Here is a 26082-nt window from a genome sequence, read left to right as displayed (position 1 = left end):
GCTTGTAGATGGCGCGGATACCGGCTGCCGAAAGGGGAGAGCCGGGCCGTGAAGCGATCGTCATCCCGGGTTGACAGCTGGATGCGTGGCGCGCCAGGCGCCGGGCGGCAGGAGCCCCATGACGCTCATCCCGGCGTGATCACATGTACATTCACCCCACCTGAACTTGATCTTCACTCACCACCAGGATGTACGGCATGCAACCCCTCATCATCGCCTTAGCCCTCGTCGCCGCCGCTCCCACCACAGCCCACGCCCAGACAGCCGAACCCGACCCCGTGGCGGGTCTGCGCTCGCTGCTCGCCCGCGGGGCCGGCGCGACGGCCGAGTTCTACGGCCAGGCCTCCACGGACCTGTCCAAGGAGGTGCAACTGAGCAACGGCAGGCGCACCTTCATCGGGAGCGGTATGGGAGTGAGCGGAACCGGCAAGGTCAAGCTGGGGCGGGCCGGCGTGCTCGCCTCGGAGCACGTTCGGCAGCTCAGCGTGAGCAACAAGGAGCTGATGGTGGAGGAGGCGCCCAAGGACCCCTACTTCGCCGGCGTGCTCCGCACGGTGGGGACGCTACGCACGATCAGCGTGGGCGGCTGGCAGTACCAGCTTGCGCCGCGGGCGAAGACCTGGGTGCGCACCGGCCGGGCCGGCGGCGCTGCCGCCGCGTATGGCGATCAGCTCATCAACGTCCTGGAACCGGCCACGCTGAGCAAGCTGCTGTCCACCAGGAGCCGCAAGAGTGTCGCGCCCTGGCTCAAGGACCACACAACCGGCCGCAAGCAGCGGATCTACACCCTCACCGGGACGATCAAGCTCAAGGAGCTCTATCGCGTCTCGCCCAGCTTCCGCGAGGCCGCGGGTACCTCGGCTCTCGGGACGTCCGAGGTGACGTGGACGTACATGTACGACGACCGCGGATGGCCGTACCGGGTCGGCTGGCGGTTCTACGCGCACCCGCGGCCCCAGGTCCCGGGGCTCGGGCACGACCGGATCCTGCGGGGGCACCTGGCGACGCAGTACCGGAACTGGGACAAGCCGATGACGATCACCGCGCCCCAGGCGAAGCCGGGCCGGGGACTGCCGGTGGACGACCTCGCCGACGTCCTCAGCGCCCCCGAACGCCGCGATTGACGAGCGGCGAGTTCCCACCTCGTCCGTTCCGCGACGGCAGTGGTGTCCTCGCGTGCTGCGGGTAGCCGGACGCGTGGAGCCACGCAGTCCCCGGCTTCTCGACCGTCACCGGCTCGTGGTCACACGTCCCAGGTGACCGGGAGGCTCTTGACGCCGTAGATGTCCGCGGTCTCCGGGCGCAGGGCGACCTCTTCGGCCGGTACGGCCAGCCGCAGCGTGGGGAAGCGGTTGACCAGTGCCGGGAGCGCGACCCGCAGCTCGACGCGGGCCAGTTGCTGGCCCAGGCACTGGTGGATGCCGTGGCCGAAGGCCAGGTGCCCGCCGTCCCGCCTGCGGAGGTCGAGGACGTGGGGATCGGCGAAGCGCTCGGGGTCGCGGTTGGCGGTGTTGTACGACAGGATGACCGTGGTGCCGGCCGTGATGGTGTGGCCGCCCAGCTCGACGTCCTCCAGCGCCGTCCTGAGGAACGTCTTGGCGACGGTCAGGTACCGCAGCAGCTCTTCCACGGCCGGGTCGGTGAGCGCGGGGTCGGCGCGCAGCGCGGCCAGCTGCTCCGGGTTCTGCAGCAGGGCGAAGGTGCCCAGCGCCAGCATGTTCGCGGTGGTGTCGAACCCGGCCGACAGCAGGATCAGGGCCATCCCCTGCAGCTCCTCGTCGGTCAGGTCGCTGTCGAGCAGGTCGCTGAGCACGTCGTCGGTGGGGTGGGCGCGCTTGGCCACCACCAGCTGGGCGAGGTACTGCTGGGTCGCGATGTAGGCCGCCATCAGCTCCTCGTCGCCGACCTCCCCACCGAGGAACTTGTCGATGTTGTCCTGGAAGAAGCCCCGGTCCTCGTACGGCACGCCCAGCAGCTCGCAGATCACGATGGCGGGGATGGGCTTGGCGAACGCGGTCACCAGGTCTGCCGTCGGCCCGGCCTTCTCCATGGCGTCCAGGTGGTCGGCGGTGATCTGCTCGACGCGCTCGGTGAGCAGCCGCATCCGCCGTACGGTGAACTTGCCCACCAGCGGTTTGCGATAGCGGCTGTGCTGGGGCTCGTCCATGAGGAGGAACTCGCCGGGCGGCGCCGGAGGCACCTCGATGCCGCCGTAGTCGATGGTCGGGTGGTGGCTCATGAGCTCCCTGCGCGAGCTGAACCGCGAGTCGGCCAGGACCGACCGGACCAGGTCGTAGCCGGTGACCAGCCAGCCCTGGTGCCCGTCGGGGAACGGGTAGCGGCTGATCGGGCTCTGCTCGCGGGCCTCGATCAGCTCCTTGGGCGGGTCGAACGGACAGCCGGACTGACGGGCGGCCGGCAGCGTGGTGACGGTGTGCTCCATGGTTGTTCCTCTCATCGCCCTGAACCGTTCTTGACATCCACGGTCGCCGACGCCTCTGATATCAGGCCGTCGCCGTGCTGACGCGACCGCTGACACGACGTCGCCGAGCGTCAGTCCGGCGCGATCAGGCTGACGAAGGTTCCGCTGCGTACCGCTGCCTGAAGGTGCTGTCAGTGGCCGCGTCAGCACGGCAACGGTCCGGTATCAGGACGGTCCGCGATCGTGGACGCCATGAACGGTTCAGCGATCGCGGCCTCGGGGCTGCGGAAGGCGTACAAGGACAAGACCGTGCTCGACGGCATCGACCTGGATGTCCGGACCGGCACGATCTTCGCCCTGCTCGGGCCCAACGGCGCGGGGAAGACCACGACGGTGAACGTGTTGACCACGCTGCTGGCCCCCGACGCCGGGAAGGTGGTCGTCGCGGGGCACGACGTGACCACGGAGACCAAGGCCGTACGCGCGGCGATCGGGGTCACCGGGCAGTTCGCCTCGGTGGACGACCTGCTCACCGGTGAGGAGAACCTGACGCTGATGGCGGATCTCCTGCATCTGCCCAAGGCGGAGGGCAAACGCATCGCCGCCCGGCTGCTCGACCGGTTCGACCTGGTGGAAGCGGCCGGTAAGCCGGCGGCGTCCTACTCCGGCGGCATGCGCCGCAAGCTGGACCTCGCCATGACGCTCGTCGGCGAGCCGCGGATCATCTTCCTGGACGAGCCCACGACGGGACTCGACCCGCGCAGCCGCCGCACCATGTGGGAGATCATCCGGGAGCTGGTCGCCGACGGCACGACGATCTTCCTCACCACCCAGTATCTCGAGGAGGCCGACGAGCTCGCCGACCGCATCGCCGTACTCGACCAGGGCCGCCTGGTCGCCGAGGGCACCGCCGACGAGCTCAAGCGCCGGGTTCCCGGCAGCCATGTCCGGCTGCGGTTCACCGCTCGGCACGAGCTCGACGTCGCGGCGCGGGTCCTGCACGGGTCCACGAGGGACGACGAGGAGCTGACCCTGCGTGTTCCCGGCGACGGCGGGGTGAGGTCGTTGCGCGCGCTGCTCGACCGGCTCGACGCGCATTCCATAGAGGTCGAGGAACTGTCGGTGCATACGCCGGACCTGGATGACGTCTTCCTCGCCCTCACCGGCCACGAGAACAAGGAGGTCAGCGCCCGATGAATGCCATCTCAGCTTCCCTGGCGGACTCCGCGACCATGTTGCGGCGCAACTTCCGGCACACGATGCGAAATCCGCTGACACTGCTCAACGCCATCATCATGCCGATCTTCCTGATGTTCCTCATGGTGTACGTCATGGGCGGCGGATTCAGCGTCGGTACCGGCTACGTCGACTACGCCACGCCAGGGTTGATCATCATGACCATCGGCTACGGAATCGGCCCCACCGCGACGGGAGTGAATTCCGATATGACCACCGGATTCATCAACCGGCTTCGGGTCATGCACGTGTCACGGGCCGCGGTGCTGAACGCGCACGTGATCGCGACCATGCTGCGGACCCTGGTGGCCATCACGCTCGTCATCGGGGTCGCGTTCCTGATGGGATTCAGCCCGTCGGCGGGTTTCCCGGAGTGGCTCGGCGCGATCGGCATCGTCGTGCTGGCGGCACTGGCGATCAGCTGGCTGACCGTCGCGGCCGGCCTGGCGGCGAAGTCGCCGGAGAGCGCGGGCATCCTCGGTGTCCCGCTGATGCTGCTCCCCTTCTTGAGCAGCGCATTCGTGCCGGCCGACAGGATGGGACCGGGCGTGCGGGAGTTCGCGGAGTACCAGCCGTTCACCCCGATCATCGAAACCCTGCGCGGGCTGCTGACCGGCACCCCGTCGGCGGGCTCGGCCATCACGGCGATCGCCTGGTGTGCGGGGCTCACGCTGGTCGGCTACTTGTGGGCGCGGGCGACGTTCACGAAGCGAGCGTGATCTCGGCCAGCTCCCGCCAATCCCGCCGCTGCCCGTCGCGGGTCGCCTCGGTGAACACGGTTTCGCCGAGGCGATTCCGCGTGTCCGCGGCGATCCTGGAAACGTCCGGGTGCGAACGATCCGGCGTGCCGCGCACGCCGTCGCTCGCCGCCAGCAGTCGCACCGCCTGCTCGTACTCTCCCTGGCGCAGCGCGAGATCCGCGATCCCGACCAACACCTCGGCGAGCGTGGGGGGGAACGCGCGCTCCACCGCCGCGCGGAACGCCTCGGTCCGATGCGCGCGGGCCTCGTCGAGATCCTCGGTGAGGTAGCCGTACAGGTCCATGGTCGCGGCGCGGAGGGAGTCGACCATGTCGGCGTCGCCCAGCACCGCCCGCACCGTGGCCAGGTGCTGGTGTGCCTGGTCCGGCTCGCCGCGCCAGCGCGCCAGCTGCGCCTTCGAGAGCGCCAGCTCCGCGAGCGCGTCCGGCCAGACGATCCGGTCGGCGATCCGCTGTGCTTCCGCCATGGCGGAGGTGCTGGATCGCTCATCGCCGAGCAGCCAGTACAGCTGAGCCAGCCGCGCCCGCATGCCCACCACGTCCTCGGTCGCGCCGACCTCGGTCAGCGCCACGACCGCCTCTTCGTAGTGCTCACACGCGCGTGCGAACTCGCCGCGCATGGCGAGCCGATCGGCCAGGAAGGTCAGCGCGTACGAGATCCCCACCCGGTCGCCCAGCGTGCGGAACTCGGCAAGGGCGATCTCGCCGTCGATGTCCACGTCGGTCTCGTCGCCGCCGAGCGTGAGCCGGAACCGGCCACGAGTGAGCCTGGCCTGCGCGCGCACCCACGGATCGTCGTCGGCGATGAGCGGCTCGAACGCGGGCAGGAGCTCCGTCGGGCCCTGCAGCGTCCGCTCCAGCAGCGCGACGAACCCGAGCAGCGGCCGGCGGGACTCACTGCGCTGGGCGAGCCGGTGCGCCTCCTGGATCCACTCCCGCGCCTGATACTGATCGCCGCTGACCCCGGAGGTCACGAATATCGTCACCATGAGGTACGCCATCGACCGCACCTCATCGGACACCTCACCGGGCAGCGAGGCCGCCGCGATGCTCAACTCGGCGCCCTCGGCCCGGTGCCCACTGAGGTACCAGTACCAGCCCGCGGCGGCGACCAGCCGCATCGCCTCCTGGGCCCATCCCCCGGCGATCGCCCCGCGCAGGGCCGCGCTGATGTTGTCGTGCTCGGCCTCGAGCGTGGACAGCCATTCCAGCTGCTCGGCCCGGCGCAGGTGCGGGTCGGCCGTCTCGGCCAGCTCGGTGAAGTAGGCGAGATGCGCCCGGCGCGCCGGCTCGGTCTCCCCGGCTTCGGCCAGCCGGTGCGCCGCGTATTCCCTGATGGTGTTGAGCAGCCGGTAGCGCGGCGTGTCCTCGCCGTCGGCGAGCAGAAGCGACTTCTCGATCAACGCGCTCAGCACGTCGAACACCTGCTCCCCGGCGAGCGCCTCGTCCCCGCACACCCGCTCGGCCGCTTCCAGACTCACCCCGCCGGAGAACACCGAGAGCCGCCGCAGCACTCCCCGTTCGGCCTCGGTCAACAGATCCCAGCTCCAGTCCACGACCGCGCGCAGCGTCTTGTGCCGGGCGAGCACCGTACGGCTGCCGCTGGTCAACAGACGGAATCGGTCATCGAGCCGGCGTGCCAGCTGATCGACGGACATGGAGCGCAGCCGTGCCGCGGCCAGTTCGATCGCCAGCGGCATCCCGTCGAGCGCCCGGCAGATCCGCGCCATGGCCGACATGGTCTGCGCGTCGGAGCCGATGTCCTTGCGCACCAGACCCGCGCGGTCCCGCAGCAGCCGCACCGCGGGCGAGGAAGCGACCTCGGGGGAGTCCGCTCCCTCGGCGGGCAGCGCGAGTGGCTCGACCTGCCACAGCACCTCCCCGGTGATGCCGAGTGGCTCCCTGCTCGTGGCCAGGATCCGCAACCTCCGGCACTCGCCCAGCAGCCGATCCGCGAAGGCCGCGGCCGCCTCGATCATGTGCTCGCAGTTGTCCAGGACCAGCAGGATCGCGCGCTCCCGGACCGCGGCGATGAGCCGATCCATCGGTTCCCCGCCCCGCGCGCCACCGAGCAGTGCCTGGTCACGCAGGCCGATCGCGGTGAGCGCGGCCTGCGCCAGCTCACCTCCTGCCCGCACCGAAGCCAGCTCGACCAGCCACGCCCCGTCCGGCAGCTCGGTGAGCATGGTCCGCGCGGTCTCCGTGGCAAGCCTTGTCTTGCCGGAGCCGCCGGGCCCCGTCAAGGTGACCAGCCGGTGCTTGACGGCCAGAGCGGCGACCGCGGAGATGTCATCGTCCTTGCCGACGAAACTCGTCAGCTCGGCGCGCAGGTTCGTCCTGCGGTTCTCCGCCCGCTCGCCCAGCTCGCCGCGCAGCAACGCGGTGTGCAGCGCGGAGAGCTCGGCCGACGGATCGACGCCCAACTCCTCGGCGAGCAGCTCGCGCGTCCGCTGGTACACGGTCAAGGCCTCGGTCCCACGCCCCGCCTCGGCGAGCGCCCGCATCAGGGCGGCCACGAACCCCTCCCGCAGCGGGTACGTGGCGACCAGCTCGGTCAGCTCGGAGATCAGCTCCGAGCCGCGGCCGAGGCGGACGTCCGCGTCCACCCGATCCACGAGCGCGGCGACGTAGAGCTCGTCCAGGCGCGTGACCACGGCGTCGAACGCGTCGCTGCCTCGCAGCGCGATGTCGGCCATGGCCGTACCGCGCCACAATGCCAAGGCCGAGCGCAGCAGATCCGCCCGTGCCGCCGGCTCGGCGGCACGGGCCTGACCGACCAGGTGCTCGAACCGGCACGCGTCCACGGCATCAGGAGCCACGGCCAGCCGGTACCCACCGGAATCCGCCTCGATCACACCGTCCGGCAGCGCCCTGCGCAGCCGGGACACCAACGCCTGCAAGGCATTCGCTTCGTCCGCGGGCGGCTGTTGCCCCCAGATCCAGTCCACCAGCCGCGCACGCGTGACGATCCGGCCGGGTTCGAGGGCGAGGGCGGCGAGCAGTGCGCGCAGCCGAATCCCGGGAACCTCCACCGGGGCCCCATCACGGTTCCGGACCTCGAAGGGTCCCAGCAGTTCGACTCGCACATCGGTCATTATGTCCGAACCGTGGCGACGACCGACTGGCCCGGCGATGCCGTCGGAGGCGGGCCACGACGACTCACCGTCTACGCTGAGGCTGCCGCTGTTCTGGCCCTTGTCGTGGCGGTTGTCGGCGTGATCGTGGCCGTCCTCGCATTCGAGCACGACAAGGAAGTCGCCGCCGGGACCCCGGGGGCCACTCCCGTGGTCACGGTCACGCAGTACGTCCCGAATGCGGATGACCGGAGCCCGAAAGGCGCCGACTCCGCCTCACCCGGCTTCTGGAGTGTGACCGGAGTTGCGGTCCTGACCATGGTGACGGGCCTCATCGCCGGCTTCCTGGTTTTCATGTCCTGGGAGAAACTGGATTCCGACGCCGGTGCTTTCTTCCTCATGGTGGCGATAGCGGGGGCGCATGCCTTCACGCTTTCCCTGCTGGGGCTCAGCCTGATCTGGGCGGTGGTTCTGGCGGTCGTGTTCGCGGCGATCGGATTCTTCGCCAATGTGTTCGCCGCCTAGCGTGCAGAACATCTTCTCGGCAACGGCAGCACGCGGTTCACGAGGCTCGCCCGCTCGGTGCCGGTGCTGCGGCCGGGTGAGCAGGTCCAGCACGTCGGCGAGCTGCCCAGGGGTCGGCATGATGCGCAGGGCCTGGTCGATCTCGCGTCCGGCCCACTCGGTCGTCTGACGCGTCTGGAGGAGCAGGAAGTTGAGCCGGGTGGCCACGAGCATCGAGAAGTCGGCCGGCTCGGTGACGCGGCCCGGCCCGCCCGCGCGCACGTACGCCTCGTACATCCGCCTCATGGCGTCGAGGTCGGCCGCGCCGTCGCCGAACCAGTCGATCAGCGCCTGGGCCAGCTCCCTGCCCGGCGCTGCCGGCCCCAGGTTGTCCCAGTCGACGACCACCAGCGCGCCCGACTCGTCGGCCAGGACGTTCTCCGGGTGCAGGTCGCGATGGCAGAGGATCAGCCCGGCCGGGTCCGCGGGCGCCACGGCCGCGCACAGCTCGGGGAACGAGGCCAGCCGCTCGCCGAGCGGTTCCGCCCACTCCGCTCCCGACGCGCGCGCCGCCTCCCACTTTTGCGCGGCCGGGACGTGGTCGTACCAGGGATGGACGGGCTCGCCGGCGGCCGAGGGGGCGCACCGGTGCAGGCGGGCCAGCAGTGTGCCGAGCTCGTGCGGGGTGGACGGAGCCGCCAGGTCGACGGGCCGCAGGTCGACCCAGTCGTACAGGCGCAGCCACGTGCCTCCCGGCCCGTCGATCAGGTGACGCCCCGCGCGATCGGGGTGGCTCGCGGGCAGCCGTACCCCCGCCTCGGCCGCCTGGCGCGAGAACGCCAGCTCCGCCTCGATCAGCGCCTCGGACGGCGGGCCGGCGAAGATCTGCTTGAGCGCGTAGCGCGCGTGGCCGACCTCCAGCCGCCAGATCTGCCCCCTCGCGCCCCGTTGCCCGGCGGACACCACGATGTCGTCAGTCCACCCGAACGCCTCGCGCGCGCGTGCCGCCAACTCGATCACGCGCTCCAGTATGAACCGCTGAGTACGGGGGTCGACCGTCTGGCCGGGGCTCCATCCCCACCCAGGTTCCCCCGGCCCCTTCATTCCCGGAAATGCCCGGGCACGGCTCGGCCACCGCTGCCACGACACCGTCGGCGTGCCGCGGATTCAGCGGGTCGGATCGGTGGCGTCATGGTGATGTCATCATCAGCTCCCGTCCGGCTTGCGATGGCGTCAGAATGGCGCCATGATGGCGTCATGGATCTCACTCCGTACGTCGACAACCTCCGCCGCGAGCTGACGGTCGCCGCCGAGGCGGGCGGCCCGGACTCTCGCGCGCTCGCCGAGCGTCTCACCGCCCCCCTGGAGGCGGCCGTACGGCTCACCCTGCTCGACGCGCTGTCGGCCGCCGCCGGCGAGATCACCCGCGATCTCGCTCCGGGATCGGTCGACGTGCGGCTGCGCGGGCGTGACCCCGACTTCGTCGTGACACCGGCGCAGGTCCACCGGCCGGCCGAGGAGCAGCCGAGGACCAGCCTGAGGACCGCGCTGGCCGGAGCGGTCGAGGTCGCGATGGGCGTCCGGGCGCCCGTCGCGGAGGCGCCGCCGGAGAGCGATGACGGCGGCACGTCGCGGATCTCGCTCCGCGTCCCCGACCACCTCAAGCCGCGCATCGAGGAGGCGGCCGGCCGGGCCGGGCTCTCCGTCAACGCGTGGCTGGTCCGGGCGGTGTCCGCGGCGCTGGAGACCGGCGACGTGGGCGCCCGCTCCGACCGGCCCGGGGCCTCGCAGGACCTGCCGGGGACCGGGCGGCACTACACCGGCTGGGTGCGCTAGCCCGGCCGGTCCCACCCCGCCATGATCCACTCGCCATCCCATCGTGAGGGCACCGCCATGCCGGCTTTCGACACCCCGGAACCCATCTTCGTCACCATCGACCTCATGGCCGCCGACGTCCGCATCCGCGCGGGCGACCGCGCCGACACGGTCGTGGGGATACGCCCGCAGGACGCGTCCGACGACGCCGCCGTGCAGAGCGCGGCACAGACCCAGGTGGAATACGCCCAGGGCCGGTTGCTGGTGAAGTCGCCCAAGCCCACGATCCGCTCGTGGTTCTGGCAGGGCGGCTCCATGGACGTCACGGTCGAGCTGCCCGCGGGCTCCCGCGTGGACGCGAGAACGACGGGCGACATCCGCGCCGAGGGCCGTCTCGGCGAGTCGAGGTTCGACACCGCCGACGGCGACATCTGGCTCGACGAGACGGGCAATCTGCAGCTGAACACCGCCAACGGCGACATCACCGTGGTCAGGTCGACCGGGCACACCGACATCACCACGGCCAACGGCGGAATCCGCGTGCGCGAGATCGACGGCTCGGCGGTGATCAAGACCGCCAACGGCGACATCACGCTCGGCGACGTCACCGGAGACCTGCGCATGAAGACGGCCTACGGCGACATCACCGTCGACCGCGCGCAGGCGAGCGTCGCCGCCAGGACGGCGACCGGTGACGTCCGGATCGGCGAGCTGGCGCGCGGCACGGCTGTGCTGGAGACCTCCTCCGGCGAGATCGAGGCGGGCATCCGCGAGGGCACCGCCGCCTACCTGGACGCCAGGACGGAGTACGGCAGCGTGCACGTCTCCCTGGCCGCCTCCGACGGCCCTGACCGGACCGACGAGACGGTCGAGGTGCGCGCTCGAACGTCCTACGGCGACATCGTGATCCGCCGTAGCCGGCCGCGGACCGGCTACCCCAGCAGAGGAGAATGATCATGTCCCTCGCGATAGTGGCCGAAGGCCTGGTCAAGAGGTACGGCAACGTGACGGCCCTGGACGGGCTGGATCTGTCGGTCCCGGAGGGAACGGTGTTAGGCCTGCTCGGGCCGAACGGCGCCGGCAAGACGACGACGGTGCGGATCCTGACCACGCTGGTGACGCCGGATGCCGGCCGCGCCACCGTCGCGGGCTTCGACGTCGTCCGTGACGCCCAGCGGCTGCGCTCCCACATCGGTGCGTCCGGGCAGTACGCCGCCGTCGACGACCACCTCACCGGCGCGGAGAACCTGGAGATGGTGGGGCGGCTCTACCACCTGGGCACCAAGCGCAGCAAGCAGCGAGCGCGCGAGCTGCTGGAACGCTTCGACCTGACCGAGGCGGGCGACCGCCCCGTGCAGGGCTACTCCGGAGGCATGCGCCGCCGGCTCGACCTGGCCGGAGCTCTGGTCGCCGGCCCGCGGGTGCTGTTCCTCGACGAGCCCACGACCGGCCTGGACCCGCGAGCCCGCGCCGGGCTCTGGGACGTCATCGCCGAGCTCGTCGCCGGCGGTACGACGCTGCTCCTCACCACCCAGTACATGGAGGAGGCCGATCGGCTCGCCGACCGGATCGCCGTGGTCGACCACGGCCGCGTGATCGCGCTCGGCACCGCCGACGAGCTCAAGGACCAGGTCGGCGGAGATCGCATCGAGCTGGCGGTGACGAACCCGGCGGACCTCGACACCGCCCGCCGGGTGCTCGTGCCCCTGGCGGTCGGAGACCTCCAGATCGACGCCATCGCCTTACAGGTGACCGTCCCGGTGACCCACGGCGCCGCATCGCTCACCGACGCCCTGGCCGGGCTGGCAGCCGAGCGTGTCACCGTGCGCGACGCCGGCCTGCGACGACCGACGCTGGACGACGTGTTCCTGACGCTGACCGGACACCAGGCCACCGACACCCCCAAGGAGCGCAGCCGATGAACACCCTCGAGATCGCGATCGCCGACGGCCTGACGGTCACCAAGCGCAACGCTCTCAAGATCAAACGGGCGCCGGACCTGCTGGGCGGCGTGATCATCCTTCCGATCGTGTTCGTCCTGCTGTTCGCCTACGTCTTCGGCAGCATGATCGACGTGCCGGGCATGTCCTACCAGGAGTACATGATCCCCGGGATCTTCGTCCAGACGGTCGTCATGAGCGCGCAGGTCACCGGTTACACCCTGGTCCTGGACCTGCAGAAGGGCATCTTCGACCGGTTCCGCACGCTGCCGATGGCGCCGTCGGCGGTGCTGACCGGCCAGACCTTGTCCGACGTGCTGATGAACGTGAGCAGCATCATCGCGATGACCGTGATGGGACTGATCGTCGGGTGGCGCATCCACTCGGCGCCGCACGAGGCCGTCCTGGGCTTCCTCCTGCTGCTGCTGTTCGCCTACGCGTTCTCCTGGGTCACGGCGACGGTGGCGCTGGCCCTGCGCACGCCCGAGGTCTTCAACAACATCGCCACCGTCGTGTCGATGCCGCTGGTCTTCCTCTCCAACGCGTTCGTGGACAGCGCCCGGCTGCCGGGTCCGCTGCGTGCCGTCGCCGAGTGGAACCCCGTCTCCGCGATCATCCAGGCCACGCGCGAGCTCTTCGGCAACACCAGCCCGGCGCTGCCCGTGTCCGGGGCGTGGCCGCTCCAGCACGCGGTGACGGCGTCGCTGCTGTGGTCGGGGCTGCTCCTGGTGGTGTTCGTGCCGCTGGCCACGCGCCTGTACAAGAGAGCGGTCAGCCGATGACGACGCCCTCCTTCCCCTCGCAGCCGCAGGTACGTGTCTCCGATCACGAACGCGACAAGATCGTTCAGCGAGTTCAGCAGGCGTTCGCCGACGGGCGGATCGGCTCCGGCGAGATGGAGGAGCGACTCGAACGCGCTCTCACCGCCGGCTCCCACGGCGACCTGACGGCGGCGGTCGCCGACCTGCCCGGCGATGTCCCGGGCGAGGTGCTCCGGCTCAAGTCCACCAAGGGGCGCGTCAGGCGCACAGGTGACTGGCGGGTGCCACGTGAGCTGCGGATCGAGTCCGAGTACGGCGGCGTGTCGCTCGACCTGTCCCAGGCCGTCATCGAGCATCCGGAGCTCGACATCGACCTCCGGCTCCAGTACGGCTCCGCCACGATCCTGCTGCCGGCCGGCGCTACCGCGGACATCGACGGGGTGGAACTCGAATGGGGTGAGGCGGTCACCAGAGTGCCCGGGCGCAGGCGTCCGGGGAGACTGCACGTCCGCGTCACGGGCAGCATGGCGTACGGCCGCCTGAAGGTCCGCTACCGGCGGGCGTGGTTCAGAACGTACCGCTGAAGGCGGGCTTGCCCTATTCCTTCAGCCGCCCTGCATGGTCGTGATCTCCGGGTCCTGAGCCGCCTTGATCTTTGCGGCCGGCTCCTTCACCTCGGGATCGTTCGCAGGGGTGCGGCCCAGCGCGGACATCTCGACCGCTTGGTGGTGGTGCGGGAAAGCGTCTTTGCGGTGCGTGGCGTCTTTGCGGTGCGTGGCGCCTTTGCGGTGCGTGGCGCCTTTGCGGTGCGTGGCGTCTTGGCGGTGCGTGGCGCTTTTGCGGTGCGTGGCGTCTTGGCGGGCGAAGGCGTCTTTGCGGGTGTTCTCGATCCCGCAAGTGATCTTCTTGTGCTCTTCGAGCGGGACGCTGTGCGCTGCCCCCAGTTGCCGCACAGGTCCCCGGGGCCCGGGTTCGGGCCCTCGCCATCGACGACGTGACCACCATGGCTGCCGAGCGCGCATCCCCTAGGGTTCATTCAATCAGTTGATTGAGTAGTATGTGCCGCATGCCTTCATCAGAGGAGTCGCGGCCGGACGAGCGCGAGCGGGTGGCGAACGGGACGCGGGAGCGCATCCTCGCCGCGGCCGTCGCCGAGTTCGGGGCCAAGGGCTACTCCGGGGCCCGGACGGCAGGCATCGCCGCGCGGGCCGGCGTCAACCAGCAGCTCATCTCCTACTACTTCGGCGGCAAGCAGGGGCTGCTCGACGAGCTCCGGCGCCGGTGGCAGGAGGTGCAGGCGGAGATCGTCCCGCCTGGGGCGTCGTTCGCCGAGTCCCTCGGCGCGCATCTCGACGCGACACTCGATCGGCCCGACTGGGCCAGGCTTGTGGTCTGGCAGGCACTGGGCGACTGCCCGTTCGTCGACGCTGAGGAGGGCAGGCGGCAGGCGGAGCGGCAGCGGGAGGCGATGGCGGCGTCGGTGGACAAGACCCGCCGGCGCCAGGAGGACGGCGAGATCCGCGCCGGGCTCGACCCCGCGTTCGCGCTCCTCGCCGCCTACGCGATCATCTTCGCGCCCATCACGATGCCGCACCTGGTCCGGGACATCCTCGGCGGCGACCCGCTGTCACTCGAGACCCGGCAGGTCCTGCGCACCCAGCTCGTCCAACTGCTCACCGAGGATCAGGAGAGGCCCACCCTATGATCACAGTTGTCTTCGGCGCCCGGGGGAACGTCGGCCGCCATGTCGCCGAGGGTCTGACCGCTTCCGGCGTGCCGGTCCGGCTGACGAGCAGGACGCCGGACACCACCCATGTGGTGGCGGATCTGGATATGCCGGAAACGTTGCCCGCCGCGCTGGAGGGCGCCTCGCAGGTCTTCCTCTATGCCAAGCCCGCGGGCATCGAGGGGTTCGTGACGGCTGCCCGTTCGGCCGGGGTGCGGCATGTGGTGTTGTTGTCGTCCGGGGCGGTCGTGCAGCCCGGCGCCGCCCGTAATCCGATCGCCCGGGACCATCGCATCGTGGAGTCGGCCCTGGAGGAGTCGGGGCTGTCCTGGACCTTCATCCGTCCGGGGATGTTCGCGACCAACACCCGGTGGTGGTGGACGCGGGCTATCAAGGATGGGGAGGCTGTGCGACTGCCGTACCCGGAGGCGATGACGGCTCCCGTCAGTGAGCGGGACATGGCCGCCCTCGCGGTGACGGCGCTGACCGAGCGGGGGCACGGACGACAGGCGTACACGTTGTACGGGCCGCAGGCGCTCACCCTGCGCGAGCAGGTCGGACACATCGGCACGGCCATCGGCAGGAAGATCCCGATCGAGGTGGTCACACCCGAACAGGCGCGGGCCGACCTGGGCAGGACGATGCCCGCGATCGGAGTGGAGGCGGTCATGCGCGGGTGGGCGGCGGGCGTCGAGACCGTCCCCGAGACCTCCGTCATCATCGAAAAGCTCACCGGACGACCCGCCCAGACCTTCGCGGAATGGGCGCAAGACCACGCCGCCGACTTCCGCTGACCGCCTTCACGGCCTGCTGGACGACGGCCGGGACGCGAAAGCCGACGCCGAGGACAAACGACGCCGGCCCTGGCTCAGCGGCGAAAGAACCCATACGTTGTCTGCCATGGTGGGAAATCCGTAGGTAAGGCCCGCCATTGGCAGCCGTTGTCGACCGAATACCAGATCGCGTCCACAACGTCGCGGCGGTCGTGCTTCTCGGGTCGCCATCATGATCTTCATGATCGCCGTCACCCCGCGGCTGCTCGGCCGCCTCGGGGCCAAGCCGCTCATCGTGCTCGGCCTGCTCGTGCTGGCGGCGGGTGTCGGGGCGCTGTCGCTGGTCCGGCCGGACGGCGCCTTCGCCGTCGACGTGTTGCCGGACTGGCTGGTCGCCGCCGTGGGCATGTCCCTGGCCTACATCCCGGCGATGATGGCGGCCATGTCGGGGGTGCGCCCGGAGGAGAGCGGGCCGGCCTCGGGCATCGTCAACACCACCTACAACGTGGGATCGGCGCTCGGCCTGGCGGTCATGACCGCCGTCGCCACCTCCCAGGGCGCCGCCGAGCTGGGGAACCTGCCCAGGCTCACCGACGGCTTCCAGGCCGCCTTCGTCGGGGCCCCCGTGGTGGCGGTCGCCGGCGGCCTGCTCGTCCTCGTCCTCATGCGCCGGCCCAAGCCGGCCGTCGTGGCGGACGTCCAGCCGGACGCCCAGCCGGACGCCCAGCCCCTCAAGTCCTGAGCCGGCACCGGACCGCGTGGAGGCGGACACGCCTCCACGCGGAATCGCCGGGTCCAGCGGGGACAGGGGAGCAGTCGGTGCCGGGGTGCGGTTTTCGCAGGCATGCCTACGGTAAGCAGTCGTTCATGAGGAGTTCGCTGGTGCGCGCGCGAAGGGAGGCGGCGATGCGGAAAAGGGGCAGCGGCGCAGGTCGTGCGCGGTGGACGACGGATCTGTGGACGAAGGTGGGCGCCGTGGACCGGGCCGTGTTCGACGCCGTCGCGGGGACGCCGACACCCGGCCTCGACCGGCTGCTGGTGGGTGCGTCCAACGCGGCCGACCACTCACGGCTCTGGCTGCTGACCGCGGCCGTGATGGCGGTCCTGGGAGGCAGGCAAGGCCGGCGGGCGGCCCGTCAGGGGGTGCTGGCGATCGGGGTGGCGTCGGCGTTGACGAATCTGTGTCTCAAGCCGCTGGCCGGGCGCCGGCGGCCGGCTCCGGCGGATCACCGTCCGGCGCTGCTCTCGCGATGGGTACGGCGTCCGACCTCGACGTCGTTCCCCTCGGGGCATGCCGCGTCCGCGTTCGCCTTCGCCTCCGCCCTGGGGGTGGCCAAGCCGGCCGTCCGGGTCCCGGTGCGGGTGGCGGCCGTGGCCGTCGCCTATTCACGGGTGCACACAGGCGTGCACCACCTCTCCGACGTCGTGGCCGGGGCCGTCGTCGGGAGCCTGTGCGGGTGGAGCGTCCGGCGTCTGGCAGGATCCCCGGCTTCCTCGGCGCGAGCGCGGTGAGCCCGCCGCCTCCAACGGGCAGGACAACCAGGGCGGACCAGATCGGGCCGCGTAAGGAGAACGACATGCCGGTGCAGCTGAACCACACCATCGTTCACGCACGTGACCGGGAGGAGACCGCCCGGTTCCTCACCGACCTCCTGGGGCTGCCACCCGCGTCCCTCTTCGGCCCCTTCCGCGTCGTGGACATGGCCAACGGCATCTCCCTCGACGTCGCCCAGGCCGAAACCGTTCATCCACAGCACTACGCGTTCCTCGTGACCGAGGAGGAGTTCGACGAGATCTGGAGCCGGATCAAGGAGCGCGGGCTGCAGTTCTGGGCCGACCCGTTCCATCGCGAGCCGGGACGGATCAACACCAACGACGGCGGCCGCGGCCTGTACTGGTCCGACCCCGACGGCCACAGCCTGGAGATCATCACCCGTCCCTACGGCTCCGGCGGGGCCTCGTGATGCCGCTGTAGCCGGTCGTCCAGGAACCGGGTGATGCCGTGGAGGCGGTCGCCGGTGAGCGTGAGCACGATGATCCCGGCGGGTTGTTCCGTGGTGCCGTGGAAGTGGCACAGGAACGCCGGCTGGCCGTTGGCGCGGGTGGGGCGCAGGAGCAGACGCCGTCCGGCGCGCCATGCGGCGCCGGCGCGCAGGAACGCGGCGATCGCGGCGGCGCCGTGGTACTCGTGCGGGGCGGGAGGCATGGCCAGCCATGCGTCGTCGGTGAGCAGGGTGACCAGCGTGCCGATGTCGTCCGTCGTGAACGCCTCGGCGAAGCGGCGGACCAGATGGCGCTCCTGTTCCGACCCGGGTGTGGGCGCATGGCTGCGCACGTCGCGGCGGTGCCGGTCGAGCGAGGTCCGCGCCCGCTGCAGCAGCCCCTTGACGGCGTTCGGCGTGGCGTCGAGCATCGGCGCGACCTCTCCGAGCGGGTAACCGAGTACGTCGCAGAGCACGAGGACGGCAGCCTGCCGCGGCGGGAGCCGCTGGAGCGCGGCGACGAACGCCAGCTCCACCGCCTCCCGTGCCGTGTAGCGTGCTTCCGGGCCGGGCTGGGCGTCGGGCACGTGCTCCAGCAGCGTGTCCGGGTACGGCTGCAGCCACGGCACGTCGCCGAGACGGCTGGGCTCGGGCGGCTGGAACGGCGGAACCGGTACGGGCGGGCTCCGCCGGCCGCGGTCGCGCAGCGCGTTGAGGCAGCGGTTGGTGGCGATGCGGTACAGCCACGACCGCAACGACGCGCGCCCCTGGAACCCGTCCAGGCCGCGCCAAGCCGCCAGCAGCGTCTCCTGCAGCAGGTCCTCCGCGTCGGTCAGCGAGCCGAGCAGCCGGTAACAGTGCAGCAGCAGCTCATGCCGGTGGGCTGCCACCAACTCGTCGAACGCGATTTCCGCCACGACCGTTCCGTTTCGCGGGTCGCCGGTGTCACTACATGCAGCATCGGAAGGAGACATCATGACCAGCACAGCATTGCAGATCGCGCTGGCCCACCACCGCGCCTGGACCGGCAAGGACCTCGACGGGGCGATGAGGTACATCGCCGACGACGTGGTGCTGGACGCTCCGGCGGGACGGATCGCCGGCATCCAGGCGTACCGGGAGTTCCTGGCGCCCTTCGCGGAGCGGTTCCTCGTCAGGGCGGAGCTGATCGCCGCGTTCGGGGACGACGACACGGCCCTGCTGATGTACGACGCCGAAACGATCCCGGCCAAGAGCGCTCCGGCAGCCGAGTGCGTCACGGTCCGCGACGGGAAGATCGTCTATAACCGGTTCGTGTTCGACCGCACGCCGTTCGACGAGTTCCGGCGGCGGCTGTCCGGCCCGTGATCGACGAGGCGGACCAGCTCCGGCACCCACTGCCGGCTCTCACTGTCCCGCTTGATGTTGTCGTCGGAGTGCTGCACCCAGACACGTCGATGACCAGCAACGCCGTGTTGGGCGATCGGGCAGGGTCGTCATGGGGCCTCAAGATTCTCGTCGCGGATCCCGCGTCGCCTCACCCCAGGCCCGGCCACCGACAACAACGGGCCGCCACCAGCGCCTGAGGGAGGATCACCACGGCAGGGGACGGCCGTCGCGGAAGAAGCCGCCGGTCGGGCCGTTGTCGGGCAGGGTGGCGGCCCACACCACTCCGGCCGCGCCGTCGGCGACCGGACGCCCGCCGGCCCCACCCATGTCGGTGGCCACCCAGCCCGGGCAGACCGCGTTGACGAGGATGCCGTCGGCGCGCAGCTCGGCGGCGAGCATGCGGGTCAGGGCGTTGAGCGCCACCTTGGTGGTGGTGTACGCGGGCGTGCCGCCGCCCATGCCGGTCAGCGAGGCGGCCTCGCTGGAGACGTTGACCACCCGCGCATGCCCGCCGGCGCGCAGCAGCGGCAGGAACGCCTGGACCATCCGCCACGGCCCGTACAGGTTGGTCTCGGCCGCCTCCCGCACCACGTCCAGGTCGGCGTTCTCGGCGCGCTGCCAGGTGTCGTAGGTGATGGCGGCGTTGTTGACCAGTGCGTCCAGGCGCCCGAACCGCTCGGCGACCGCCTCGGCCGCCCGTGCGACGCTCTCCTCGGAGGTGACGTCCAGCACCAGAGGGTGCACGTCAGGGCCGAGCTCGGCGGCCGCGGCGGTGGCCGGCTGCAGGGAACGGGCGGTGAGCACGACGGTATGGCCGGCCGCGGCGAGCTGGCGGCACACCTCCCGCCCGATGCCCCGGTTCGCGCCCGTGACCAGTGCGATCATCACCGGCTCCCCTCGATGACCTGCGGCCCGGCCTTGTGCCGGACGTGATCATCCTGAGGCAGTGGATTTCGGATGTCCAATAGCTGGGCCGATAGCCGCCGGTTATGGGCACGCGGGTCGGTTCCCGGTGGAGCGGTGGGCGACGCGCCCGTCCAGCATGGTGAGCCACGCGTCCACGCCGGACAGGGCCTCCGCGGGCCAGCCTGACCTGAGCCGGGCCACGGAGGCATAGATCGGCGTCCCGGGTGCGTCCTTGCATGGTGACATGGCGAGGAGGACGGGTGGATCCAGGATTTGAGGCGGACTTCCGGCAGTTCGTCGTCGAGCGGTCAGCGGCGTTGTTCCGTACCGCGTACCTGCTGACCGGCGACCGGCACGCGGCCGAGGACCTGGTGCAGTCGGCCCTGGCCAAGACGGCCGCGCGGTGGAGGGGACTGCGGGACCGCGGGGCCATCGAGGGGTACGTCCGGCGCGCCATGTACCACGAGCAGGTGAGCCGGTGGCGGCGCCGTTCCCGGGTCACGGAGGTCTCCACCGGGTGGCTGCCCGACCAGGCCGGCGGCGAGCACGCCGACGTCGTGGACCTGCGTTTGGTGATGCGCGCGGCGCTGGCCCGGCTCACGCCTCGCCAGCGCACCATGCTCGTGCTGCGCTACTTCGAGGACCTGTCGGAGACCGAGATCGCCCGGTTGCTCGGGGTCAGGGTCGGGTCGGTGCGCAGCCAGATCTACCGGTCACTGGAGCGCCTGAAGCAGGCTGCGCCCGAACTGAGTGCTGTGAGGGAGTTCGGATGAAGATCGAGGATGTGCTGCGCGACACCCTGGCCGACATGGCGCACGAGCACCCGCCGCCCCCGCCGGCGCGCTTCCTCCAGGCGGTGGGCGGTCGCCGGCGCGGGTCCCGTGGAGTGGCACTGGCGGCCGCGGCCGCCGTCGCGGTGCTGGCCGCCGGTTCGACGGTCGCGGTCCGGGGGCTGGCCGGCGGGGAGGCGGTCCCTGGCGCGGTTCCCGCCACGGGGGGCTCCGGGCGGGCGTCCACGAGCCCGGAGCCCGACCGGCCGGAGGTCCTGGTGCCCGTGCAGGACGGGCTCCGGCTCGTCGACGTCCTGCCGCGGCTCGCGCGCGCCACCGGCAGGCCGTTGGCCGAGTTCGAGCGGGCGTCACGGAACGGCGCGGCGCTCGGCCTGCCCTCCTACGCGAAGGGACGGCTGGAGGGATTCGCCTTCCCCGACACCTACCGGATCTCGCCGGGATCGAGTGCCGAGGAGGTCCTCGCCTCGATGGTGACGCGCTTCCGCCGGACCGCCGACGAGGTCCACCTGGAGGACGCCGCCCGCCGCGCCGGCCGTACCCCCCGGGAGATCATGATCATCGCCAGCATCGTGCAGGCGGAGGCGGCCCGCACGGCCGACATGCCGAAGATCGCACGGGTGATCTACAACCGCCTGGGCCACAAGCCGCCGATGAGGCTCCAGGTGGACAGCCCTCTCCTGTACGCCCTGGGCAAGTACGCCACCCAGGCCACGAACGAGGAGCTCCGGAGCCGGTCGAGGTACAACACCTATCGCTTCCCCGGCCTGCCGCCCGGCCCCATCGGCAACCCGGGCCGGGCCGCCATCGAGGCGGCGCTGCACCCGGCCACCGGCCCGTGGTTGTACTACGTGGCGGTCGATCCGGCGACGGGCGAGACCAGGTTCATCGGCTCCCAGGCGGAATACCTCCGGCTGCTCGAGGGCCTGCGGCAGAAGCGCAAGGGCACGTCCTGACGGCCCGCCGTCAGCCCGCCAGCGTCTTCCTCAGGACCTCCGCGAACGGCTCCGGGTGGGTGACGAAGCCGCCGTGCTCGCCCGGGAACTCCACCGGCGGCGTGCCGAGCAGCTCCGCCAGCGCCGTGGAGGTCGGGTACGTGAGCAGCTTGCGCGACTCCGCGCCGATGCCGATCACGACCCGGCCGGGCCCGGCCTTCAGGGCGGCCACGTCCGGGACGTACCGGGTGGTGCCGCGCAGCTCGTACATGAAGAAGCGGGCACTGTCGGCGAGGTCCTGCTCCGAGAACTCGCCCTGCGGCGGGGCCGAGCCGTCCATGTCGAACCCGGAGGTGGTCATGAACTTCATCCACGCCGCCCCGTGCCCGTCCCGCCGGAACGTCTCCACGATGTCGTCCACCACGGCGCGCCGCTCGGCCGCGTCCGGCAGCAGCTCCAGCAGGGGAGGCTCGTGCGCCACGAGCGTCCGCACACGTCCGGGATGCCGGGCGGCCACCGCCAGCCCTGTCACCGCGCCGCCGCTGCTGCCGAACAGGTCGGCCGTGTCGGCGCGGAGGTGGTCCAGCAGGGCGGCGACGTCGTCGGCGCGCAGGTCGGGGGTCGAGTCCTGCGCGGGGTCGTCGAGGACGCTGCCCGAGATGCCGCGCGGGTCGTGGGTGACGACGGTGTGGTCGCCCGCGAGGGCCTCCGCCAGCGGCGCGAAGGCGGCGGCGGACATGGGGGCGCCGAAGACGAGCAGCAGGGGGCCGGCGCCGCGCACCTCGTAGCGCAGGCGCGCGCCGGGGACGCGGAGGGTGTGGGTGGTGCTCATGGCGGGTGGTCCTTCCCTGGGGTGATGGTGCTTGCAGAGGTAGGACTCCGCCGCCGGGCCGGATTCGTCGGTCCTGGGGCCGGGAATCTTCGCCGACGGAACCGGGGGTGTGAGGGCGCGCTCCGGTGGTAAGCCATCAACGAAGCGATAAACCGGATGTAAGGGGACGATATGGCCGAGCGGCTGACCGTTGACGAGATCGACACCGCGCTTGCGGCCCTGCAGGGGTGGCGGTATGAGGAGGACGCGCTGCTCAAGGACGTGCCGATCACGCCCGACAGTTACGGCTGGCTGAGCGAGGCGGTGATGAACGAGGCCAACGCGCTCGACCACCATCCCGAGATCGAGCGCACCGGCGACGGCGTCCGGTTCCGGCTGTGGACGCACAGCTCGGGCGGGGTGACGGCCAAGGACGTGGAGCTCGCCGCCCGGATCGACCAGGTGCTCAGCGGAGCGGCCCGCGACCGGGGCTGAACGCGCGGCAGGGGCGGGCGTACCGGGGCAGTGTCAGGAGACGGCCATCTCGCCCAGCTCGGACCAGTCCTCCTGCGGGACACTGGCGTTGACGATGCGCGGCGTCTCCGCCAGGTGCGGCGGGAGCGTGCGCTGAGCCGCGCGGAAGTGCTCGGAGCGCACGTGCGCGGCGCCCGCCTCGTCGTCGCGGAACGCCTCCACCAGCACGTACTCGTTCGGGTCGTCGACGCTGCGCGACCAGTCGAACCACAGGCAGCCCGGCTCGGCGCGGGTCGCCCGGGTGAAGTCCGCGGTGATCTCGGGCCAGCGGTCGGCGTGCTCCGGCAGGACGCGGAACTTCGCGGTGATGAAGATCATGATGTCCTCTGGGACCTCGGCTGGTGGACGACACGAGGTTAACCCAGCAGGGCCCGCCCGGCGTCCGAGGACAACCGCGCCGCGGGGTCGCAAAGGCAGCAGCGCCCGAAGTCGTAGGGCCGGGCCCACGCGTCCGCGACGCGCGTGTCGGCCCACGGGTCCACCAGCCGGGCGACGACCAGCGCCACCACCGCCTCGGCGCCCGCCCGGTACAGGACCGAGGCGGCGCTCTGCACGCGGGCCCCGGAGGCGAACAGCTCGTCGAGCAGCAGCACGCGCTCGCCGTCGAGCCGGCCCAGCACCTGGAACGCCCGCTCGTCCGGCACGTGCCGGGCGAGCGCCTCCTCGGCGGCGCGGTCGCCGCCGGGCATGAGTACGGGCCGGTGCAGGTCGCGCAGCCCGGCGACCCACTGGACGACCCGGGGCATGAGGTCGAACGCCTCGACGGGCCGCTCGGCGCCGGCCCCGGGCACCGTGGCGACCAGCGTGAACGGCCCTCCGGCCGGCCTCGTCAGGCAGGGCAGGTGAGCGCGGTGGAAGCGCGCCACGGTGGCGGCCAGCAACGCCGCCCCGGTCAGCTCGCCCGGCGGGGAGCGGCGGCGGGTCACCAGGTCGTACAGCCGCCGGTCGTCACCCGTCCGCGCGCACAGAGAGACGGGCACCACGTGCGGCGTGTGCCGGTGGACCCCGGCCGTGGCGCGGTGGCAGCCCGCGCACAGGCAGGCGGGCGCGTGCGGTTCCGCCGGGGCGGAGTGGCAGACGCGGCAGAGGCCGGGCCGCGCGGCCGGTACGTTCCGGAAGAGGCCGAGGTGCCGCTCGGTCACCGCGCGAGCGTCACCCATGGTCAGCAAGCGCTCGGTTGCCAGGTCACGTCTACCAGAGTGACCAGCGCACTCGGCTCCCCGTCACTATCCGGGACGACACTGCCCTCTCTCCTGCCGGGACAGCCCAGCCCTACGGTTCCGGCTACGGCCGGCGGTCCGGGCGCCGGGCCTGCCCTCGCCCGGACCTGGCAGCCGCCCGCTCACGACGGCCTCACCAGGCCAGCCCGGTCAGCGGGTCGTCCCCCTGCCACAGGCACGCGGACGGCAGGCCGAGCGAGGGGACGCCCGACGTCGAGAGGTCCGGGACCGGGGAGCGTGGGCCGGGAGGCGGGCGCAGGTCCACCCGCATCAGCTCGGACGACCCCCCGCTTACGCACCCGGGGACGCCGCCCAGGGTCATGCCCTGCGCGCTGCGCACCGCGACCAGCAGGTACCGGCCGGACGGGTCGAGGGTGAACGCGGTGACACCGCCACGCGGCTCCGTGAACGCCACTCCCACGGGACGCTTCGCGGGCGGCTCCAGCAGCAGGATCCGGCTCCACGGGCCGGGGCCGGGACCGGCCTCCGCCAGCACCATCCTGCCAGTGCCAGTGCCGGTGCCCGGCGCCGTGAGGGCGGGGCCGTCGGTCAAGGCGTTCAGCACGCGCACGGTGTCGCCGGGCAGCAGGGCCGTGCCGGGCCTGCTCGTGTCGAGCGCGGCGAGGCGGGGCGTGCTGGCGCGCGGGGACCGGGCGTGGAACACGAGGGTGTCCGCGTCCCGCCAGTGCAGGCCGAGAGCCGCGTCGCGCGTGCTCCCGTGCGCGCCCGGAGCGGACCACTCACGGACCGGCCCGCCCTCTCGCCCGTCGGCCGGCCCGGTCACGCCGACATACGTGGTGCCGATGCTGCCCGTGCTGTCGGACGCGGGGACGACGCGGCTGTAGGCGACGCGCCCGGCGGGGGAGACCGCCAGGTCCGTCACCATCCCGTCGAGGTCGCCGCCGACCTGCTCGCCCAGCCGCGCGCCGTCGTAGCCGTTCAGGCCGACGCGGTAGACGCGCGACGCGCGGCCGCCGTAGCCGCCGTCGCCAGGAGTGCTCACCGCCGCCAGATAGCGGCCGGGCCGGGCGTCGCGGGCGATGGCGGTGAACTGGGTGAACGGCGTCCCGGGCGCGGGCACTCCGGTGGGGAGGGTCCTCGCGGAGAGGTCGACCACGACGAGCCGGTCACCGGAGAGCGCGAGCGCGAGTCGTGGCGTGCCGTCGGCGGCGCGCGGTGGCTCAGACGGCTCCCGGAACAGCGGCCCGAGCGCGACCACCCCCGCGATCGCCACCACGGCGACGCCCACGACGGCCGCCAGGATGACGGGCATGAGCGCTCGCAGCCGGGACGGCCGCGCGGAAGCCGGTCCGTCCGGCCGCGCCTCCGCGATGGCGAGCAGTGCGGGCGCGTACCACCCGGCGGCCAGGACGAAGGCCGCCCACCAGAGCAGGAGCGCGTGGGGGCGGCGGGTGGCGGGGGAGAGGGTGAGTGAGGACAACCGGCGTTCCCGAGTCGTGTCCGATCAACGGCCCGGATGATCTTCCCGGTGCAGCCGCCCGGCGTCAAACACGGGGTCCTCTTCGGCCTGTCCGAAAGGGTCAGAGGCGGGTGTTGTGGTGGAGGAGGCGTAGGGCGTCGACGGTGGCGTGGCCGCGCCACTCCAGCGGGCTCGCCGCCGAGAAGTGGGCGTAGTCGACCGTCCAGCCGCCGTCCTCCTTCTGGCCGCCCGCCAGCCGGTCCAGGTCCGCGTCGATCGCCTCCTTGGCGAGCAGCGTGCGTGAGGGGCCGCCCGGGAGCGGGGAGAAGTCCAGCGGGCTCAGCCGTTCGTCCTCCTTGCCGCCCTCGACCGGCATCGTGCCGTCCGGCGGGACGTGCGGGCGCAGGTGCTCCACCAGCTCCTCGACGCGTCGCGGGTGCGCGGCGTGCGCCGCGTCCAGGAAGCGCACCGCGAAGGCCAGCTCGTACGCGTGCGGCGTCCGGTCGATCGCCTCGATGGCGGCCAGGCAGTACGCGGTGGAGCGCTTCAGCCACGGGTGGGCGGCCACGGCCGGGTCGTGGGCGGCGACGCGGTGGGCGACCGCCGTCGAGATCGCGGTGATCTGCAGCGAGGAGGTCGCCGGGTCCGCGCCGGCCCACCAGGGTGCGGTGCCGGCGGCGAGCGTGGCGGGCAGGGCGAAGGGCAGTCCGCCGTCCGGCAGCGAGACCGCCTGGAGCCAGTCGCACAGCTCGGCCGCCCGCGGGCTGGTGAGGGGGCCCGCCTCCTCGAACACCGTGAACGCGTGCAGGGCGGTGCCCGGCTGGCTCTCCGGGGAGCGCAGGTCGGGCTCCAGGCCCCAGCCGTAACCGCCGTCGGCGTTGCGGTAGCCGTCGAGGGCCGACAGCACCGGCGTCGTGTCCGGCGCCGAGCCTCCGGACGCCCCGGACAGGAGCTCGGTCAGCAGATGGAAGCGGCGGCGGTCCAGGACGCGCGCATGGGTGGCCATGAAGGCCGCGGCCGCGGAGAGGTCGATGCTCATGCCTTCATCGTGCCCAGGGAGGAGGGTCCGGGTCTTGTCGGAATCGGACGCCTCGCCGCGACGGACGC

The 26082-nt window shown here is 71.8% G+C and carries 30 protein-coding genes; 17 read left to right on the top strand and 13 right to left on the bottom strand.

What is annotated here, in order from left to right; translation table 11 throughout:
• The first annotated feature begins 197 nt into the window (after positions 1-197).
• Positions 198-1124, top strand: coding sequence for a hypothetical protein (locus MTP10_RS13420; protein ID WP_310709459.1), 927 nt, complete (start codon positions 198-200; stop codon positions 1122-1124).
• A gap of 119 nt (positions 1125-1243) precedes the next feature.
• Here the strand turns inward: MTP10_RS13420 and MTP10_RS13415 are convergent, their stop codons facing one another.
• On the bottom strand, positions 1244-2443 hold the full coding sequence (locus MTP10_RS13415; RefSeq protein WP_310709458.1) for a cytochrome P450: 1200 nt from the start codon (positions 2441-2443) through the stop codon (positions 1244-1246).
• A gap of 231 nt (positions 2444-2674) precedes the next feature.
• Between MTP10_RS13415 and MTP10_RS13410 the strand changes: the two genes are divergently transcribed.
• Positions 2675-3619 (top strand): ATP-binding cassette domain-containing protein, encoded by a 945-nt coding sequence (locus MTP10_RS13410; RefSeq protein ID WP_310709457.1) that lies wholly within the window; start codon positions 2675-2677, stop codon positions 3617-3619.
• On the opposite strand, the gene MTP10_RS13405 is transcribed toward MTP10_RS13410, so the two are convergent.
• The gene (locus MTP10_RS13405; protein WP_310709498.1) at positions 3606-3743 is read right to left on the bottom strand and encodes a hypothetical protein; all 138 of its coding nucleotides are present in this window, start codon (positions 3741-3743) and stop codon (positions 3606-3608) included. The genes MTP10_RS13410 and MTP10_RS13405 overlap by 14 nt on opposite strands.
• Here MTP10_RS13405 and MTP10_RS13400 point away from each other — a divergent pair.
• Entirely contained in the window at positions 3682-4377 is a 696-nt protein-coding gene (locus tag MTP10_RS13400) for an ABC transporter permease (protein ID WP_310709497.1), read from the top strand. The genes MTP10_RS13405 and MTP10_RS13400 overlap by 62 nt on opposite strands.
• Here the strand turns inward: MTP10_RS13400 and MTP10_RS13395 are convergent.
• Positions 4361-7513, bottom strand: coding sequence for a BTAD domain-containing putative transcriptional regulator (locus tag MTP10_RS13395; RefSeq protein ID WP_310709456.1), 3153 nt, complete (start codon positions 7511-7513; stop codon positions 4361-4363). The genes MTP10_RS13400 and MTP10_RS13395 overlap by 17 nt on opposite strands.
• A 255-nt stretch (positions 7514-7768) precedes the next feature.
• Positions 7769-9016 (bottom strand): phosphotransferase, encoded by a 1248-nt coding sequence (locus MTP10_RS13390; protein WP_310709455.1) that lies wholly within the window; start codon positions 9014-9016, stop codon positions 7769-7771.
• Between the two features lie 237 nt (positions 9017-9253).
• Here MTP10_RS13390 and MTP10_RS13385 point away from each other — a divergent pair, with 237 nt between their 5' ends.
• From MTP10_RS13385 to MTP10_RS13365, 5 genes are read left to right on the top strand one after another with little or no spacing between them, the layout of a single operon-like run.
• Positions 9254-9832 (top strand): hypothetical protein, encoded by a 579-nt coding sequence (locus MTP10_RS13385; protein WP_310709454.1) that lies wholly within the window; start codon positions 9254-9256, stop codon positions 9830-9832.
• Positions 9833-9889: 57 nt separating this feature from the next.
• On the top strand, positions 9890-10765 hold the full coding sequence (locus MTP10_RS13380; protein WP_310709453.1) for a DUF4097 family beta strand repeat-containing protein: 876 nt from the start codon (positions 9890-9892) through the stop codon (positions 10763-10765).
• 2 nt (positions 10766-10767) lie between these two features.
• The gene (locus tag MTP10_RS13375) at positions 10768-11733 is read left to right on the top strand and encodes an ATP-binding cassette domain-containing protein (protein WP_310709452.1); all 966 of its coding nucleotides are present in this window, start codon (positions 10768-10770) and stop codon (positions 11731-11733) included.
• Positions 11730-12533 carry an ABC transporter permease gene (locus tag MTP10_RS13370; protein ID WP_310709451.1) on the top strand — a complete coding sequence of 268 codons (804 nt, stop codon included), beginning with the start codon at positions 11730-11732 and terminating at the stop codon, positions 12531-12533. The genes MTP10_RS13375 and MTP10_RS13370 overlap by 4 nt, the downstream gene beginning before the upstream one ends.
• Positions 12530-13096, top strand: a complete 567-nt coding sequence (locus MTP10_RS13365) for a DUF1707 domain-containing protein (protein ID WP_310709450.1) — start codon at positions 12530-12532, stop codon at positions 13094-13096. Before MTP10_RS13370 ends, MTP10_RS13365 begins: the two co-directional genes overlap by 4 nt.
• A gap of 21 nt (positions 13097-13117) precedes the next feature.
• Here the strand turns inward: MTP10_RS13365 and MTP10_RS13360 are convergent, their stop codons facing one another.
• Entirely contained in the window at positions 13118-13465 is a 348-nt protein-coding gene (locus MTP10_RS13360) for a DUF305 domain-containing protein (protein WP_310709449.1), read from the bottom strand.
• A gap of 113 nt (positions 13466-13578) precedes the next feature.
• On the opposite strand from MTP10_RS13360, the gene MTP10_RS13355 reads away from it, so the two are divergent.
• Both MTP10_RS13355 and MTP10_RS13350 read left to right on the top strand, forming a co-directional pair.
• Positions 13579-14217: a TetR family transcriptional regulator gene (locus MTP10_RS13355; protein ID WP_310709448.1), complete on the top strand. Its 639-nt coding sequence runs from the start codon at positions 13579-13581 to the stop codon at positions 14215-14217.
• Entirely contained in the window at positions 14214-15032 is an 819-nt protein-coding gene (locus tag MTP10_RS13350; protein ID WP_310709447.1) for an NAD(P)H-binding protein, read from the top strand. The genes MTP10_RS13355 and MTP10_RS13350 overlap by 4 nt, the downstream gene beginning before the upstream one ends.
• Positions 15033-15106: 74 nt before the next feature.
• On the opposite strand, the gene MTP10_RS13345 is transcribed toward MTP10_RS13350, so the two are convergent.
• Positions 15107-15208 carry a transposase gene (locus tag MTP10_RS13345; protein ID WP_397334456.1) on the bottom strand — a complete coding sequence of 34 codons (102 nt, stop codon included), beginning with the start codon at positions 15206-15208 and terminating at the stop codon, positions 15107-15109.
• 44 nt (positions 15209-15252) lie between these two features.
• Here MTP10_RS13345 and MTP10_RS13340 point away from each other — a divergent pair, with 44 nt between their 5' ends.
• From MTP10_RS13340 to MTP10_RS13330, 3 genes are all read left to right on the top strand, one after another.
• Positions 15253-15753, top strand: coding sequence for an MFS transporter (locus tag MTP10_RS13340; protein ID WP_310709446.1), 501 nt, complete (start codon positions 15253-15255; stop codon positions 15751-15753).
• Positions 15754-15986: 233 nt separating this feature from the next.
• A complete protein-coding gene (locus tag MTP10_RS13335; RefSeq protein ID WP_310709445.1) occupies positions 15987-16523 on the top strand; it encodes a phosphatase PAP2 family protein in 537 nt (178 codons plus the stop codon).
• Between the two features lie 65 nt (positions 16524-16588).
• A complete protein-coding gene (locus tag MTP10_RS13330) occupies positions 16589-16975 on the top strand; it encodes a VOC family protein (RefSeq protein ID WP_310709444.1) in 387 nt (128 codons plus the stop codon).
• Here MTP10_RS13330 and MTP10_RS13325 read toward each other — a convergent pair.
• Positions 16951-17910 (bottom strand): RNA polymerase subunit sigma-70, encoded by a 960-nt coding sequence (locus tag MTP10_RS13325; RefSeq protein WP_310709443.1) that lies wholly within the window; start codon positions 17908-17910, stop codon positions 16951-16953. The genes MTP10_RS13330 and MTP10_RS13325 overlap by 25 nt on opposite strands.
• A gap of 58 nt (positions 17911-17968) precedes the next feature.
• Between MTP10_RS13325 and MTP10_RS13320 the strand changes: the two genes are divergently transcribed.
• Entirely contained in the window at positions 17969-18340 is a 372-nt protein-coding gene (locus tag MTP10_RS13320) for a nuclear transport factor 2 family protein (protein WP_310709442.1), read from the top strand.
• 225 nt (positions 18341-18565) lie between these two features.
• Here the strand turns inward: MTP10_RS13320 and MTP10_RS13315 are convergent, their stop codons facing one another.
• On the bottom strand, positions 18566-19246 hold the full coding sequence (locus MTP10_RS13315; protein ID WP_310709441.1) for an SDR family oxidoreductase: 681 nt from the start codon (positions 19244-19246) through the stop codon (positions 18566-18568).
• 281 nt (positions 19247-19527) lie between these two features.
• Here MTP10_RS13315 and MTP10_RS13310 point away from each other — a divergent pair, with 281 nt between their 5' ends.
• Both MTP10_RS13310 and mltG read left to right on the top strand, forming a co-directional pair.
• Complete coding sequence (locus MTP10_RS13310) at positions 19528-20040, top strand: SigE family RNA polymerase sigma factor (protein WP_310709440.1); 513 nt, start codon at positions 19528-19530, stop codon at positions 20038-20040.
• Complete coding sequence (gene mltG / locus MTP10_RS13305) at positions 20037-21011, top strand: endolytic transglycosylase MltG (protein WP_310709439.1); 975 nt, start codon at positions 20037-20039, stop codon at positions 21009-21011. The genes MTP10_RS13310 and mltG overlap by 4 nt, the downstream gene beginning before the upstream one ends.
• A gap of 10 nt (positions 21012-21021) precedes the next feature.
• Here the strand turns inward: mltG and MTP10_RS13300 are convergent, their stop codons facing one another.
• The gene (locus MTP10_RS13300; RefSeq protein WP_310709438.1) at positions 21022-21822 is read right to left on the bottom strand and encodes an alpha/beta hydrolase; all 801 of its coding nucleotides are present in this window, start codon (positions 21820-21822) and stop codon (positions 21022-21024) included.
• A gap of 171 nt (positions 21823-21993) precedes the next feature.
• Here MTP10_RS13300 and MTP10_RS13295 point away from each other — a divergent pair, with 171 nt between their 5' ends.
• Complete coding sequence (locus tag MTP10_RS13295; protein WP_310709437.1) at positions 21994-22296, top strand: 4a-hydroxytetrahydrobiopterin dehydratase; 303 nt, start codon at positions 21994-21996, stop codon at positions 22294-22296.
• Positions 22297-22329: 33 nt separating this feature from the next.
• Here MTP10_RS13295 and MTP10_RS13290 read toward each other — a convergent pair whose 3' ends face one another.
• From MTP10_RS13290 to MTP10_RS13275, 4 genes are all read right to left on the bottom strand, one after another.
• On the bottom strand, positions 22330-22653 hold the full coding sequence (locus tag MTP10_RS13290; protein ID WP_310709436.1) for a putative quinol monooxygenase: 324 nt from the start codon (positions 22651-22653) through the stop codon (positions 22330-22332).
• A 38-nt stretch (positions 22654-22691) separates the two neighbouring features.
• Entirely contained in the window at positions 22692-23477 is a 786-nt protein-coding gene (locus MTP10_RS13285; RefSeq protein WP_310709435.1) for a hypothetical protein, read from the bottom strand.
• A 211-nt stretch (positions 23478-23688) separates the two neighbouring features.
• The gene (locus tag MTP10_RS13280; RefSeq protein WP_310709434.1) at positions 23689-24996 is read right to left on the bottom strand and encodes a hypothetical protein; all 1308 of its coding nucleotides are present in this window, start codon (positions 24994-24996) and stop codon (positions 23689-23691) included.
• Positions 24997-25096: 100 nt separating this feature from the next.
• Entirely contained in the window at positions 25097-26014 is a 918-nt protein-coding gene (locus tag MTP10_RS13275) for a hypothetical protein (RefSeq protein ID WP_310709433.1), read from the bottom strand.
• Positions 26015-26082 lie beyond the last annotated feature (68 nt).

The organism is Nonomuraea sp. 3-1Str (assembly GCF_031570565.1).
In the GTDB taxonomy this organism is placed as follows: Bacteria; Actinomycetota; Actinomycetes; order Streptosporangiales; family Streptosporangiaceae; genus Nonomuraea.
Note: the sequence above shows the minus strand (reverse complement) of the source record. Positions and strands in the feature narration are given on the sequence as shown.

Excerpts from the sequence above, each read along its gene's own strand:
- MTP10_RS13380 (WP_310709453.1), top strand. The coding sequence starts at position 9,890 with ATGCCGGCTTTCGACACCCCGGAACCCATCTTCGTCACCATCGACCTC.
- mltG (WP_310709439.1), top strand. The coding sequence starts at position 20,037 with ATGAAGATCGAGGATGTGCTGCGCGACACCCTGGCCGACATGGCGCAC.
- MTP10_RS13410 (WP_310709457.1), top strand. The coding sequence starts at position 2,675 with ATGAACGGTTCAGCGATCGCGGCCTCGGGGCTGCGGAAGGCGTACAAG.
- MTP10_RS13295 (WP_310709437.1), top strand. The coding sequence starts at position 21,994 with ATGGCCGAGCGGCTGACCGTTGACGAGATCGACACCGCGCTTGCGGCC.
- MTP10_RS13415 (WP_310709458.1), bottom strand. The coding sequence starts at position 2,443 with ATGGAGCACACCGTCACCACGCTGCCGGCCGCCCGTCAGTCCGGCTGT.
- MTP10_RS13320 (WP_310709442.1), top strand. The coding sequence starts at position 17,969 with ATGACCAGCACAGCATTGCAGATCGCGCTGGCCCACCACCGCGCCTGG.
- MTP10_RS13385 (WP_310709454.1), top strand. The coding sequence starts at position 9,254 with ATGGATCTCACTCCGTACGTCGACAACCTCCGCCGCGAGCTGACGGTC.
- MTP10_RS13395 (WP_310709456.1), bottom strand. The coding sequence starts at position 7,513 with ATGACCGATGTGCGAGTCGAACTGCTGGGACCCTTCGAGGTCCGGAAC.
- MTP10_RS13340 (WP_310709446.1), top strand. The coding sequence starts at position 15,253 with ATGATCGCCGTCACCCCGCGGCTGCTCGGCCGCCTCGGGGCCAAGCCG.
- MTP10_RS13350 (WP_310709447.1), top strand. The coding sequence starts at position 14,214 with ATGATCACAGTTGTCTTCGGCGCCCGGGGGAACGTCGGCCGCCATGTC.
- MTP10_RS13375 (WP_310709452.1), top strand. The coding sequence starts at position 10,768 with ATGTCCCTCGCGATAGTGGCCGAAGGCCTGGTCAAGAGGTACGGCAAC.
- MTP10_RS13405 (WP_310709498.1), bottom strand. The coding sequence starts at position 3,743 with ATGAGGAACATCAGGAAGATCGGCATGATGATGGCGTTGAGCAGTGTC.
- MTP10_RS13300 (WP_310709438.1), bottom strand. The coding sequence starts at position 21,822 with ATGAGCACCACCCACACCCTCCGCGTCCCCGGCGCGCGCCTGCGCTAC.
- MTP10_RS13370 (WP_310709451.1), top strand. The coding sequence starts at position 11,730 with ATGAACACCCTCGAGATCGCGATCGCCGACGGCCTGACGGTCACCAAG.
- MTP10_RS13365 (WP_310709450.1), top strand. The coding sequence starts at position 12,530 with ATGACGACGCCCTCCTTCCCCTCGCAGCCGCAGGTACGTGTCTCCGAT.
- MTP10_RS13290 (WP_310709436.1), bottom strand. The coding sequence starts at position 22,653 with ATGATCTTCATCACCGCGAAGTTCCGCGTCCTGCCGGAGCACGCCGAC.
- MTP10_RS13400 (WP_310709497.1), top strand. The coding sequence starts at position 3,682 with ATGCGAAATCCGCTGACACTGCTCAACGCCATCATCATGCCGATCTTC.
- MTP10_RS13315 (WP_310709441.1), bottom strand. The coding sequence starts at position 19,246 with ATGATCGCACTGGTCACGGGCGCGAACCGGGGCATCGGGCGGGAGGTG.
- MTP10_RS13330 (WP_310709444.1), top strand. The coding sequence starts at position 16,589 with ATGCCGGTGCAGCTGAACCACACCATCGTTCACGCACGTGACCGGGAG.
- MTP10_RS13355 (WP_310709448.1), top strand. The coding sequence starts at position 13,579 with ATGCCTTCATCAGAGGAGTCGCGGCCGGACGAGCGCGAGCGGGTGGCG.
- MTP10_RS13275 (WP_310709433.1), bottom strand. The coding sequence starts at position 26,014 with ATGAGCATCGACCTCTCCGCGGCCGCGGCCTTCATGGCCACCCATGCG.
- MTP10_RS13420 (WP_310709459.1), top strand. The coding sequence starts at position 198 with ATGCAACCCCTCATCATCGCCTTAGCCCTCGTCGCCGCCGCTCCCACC.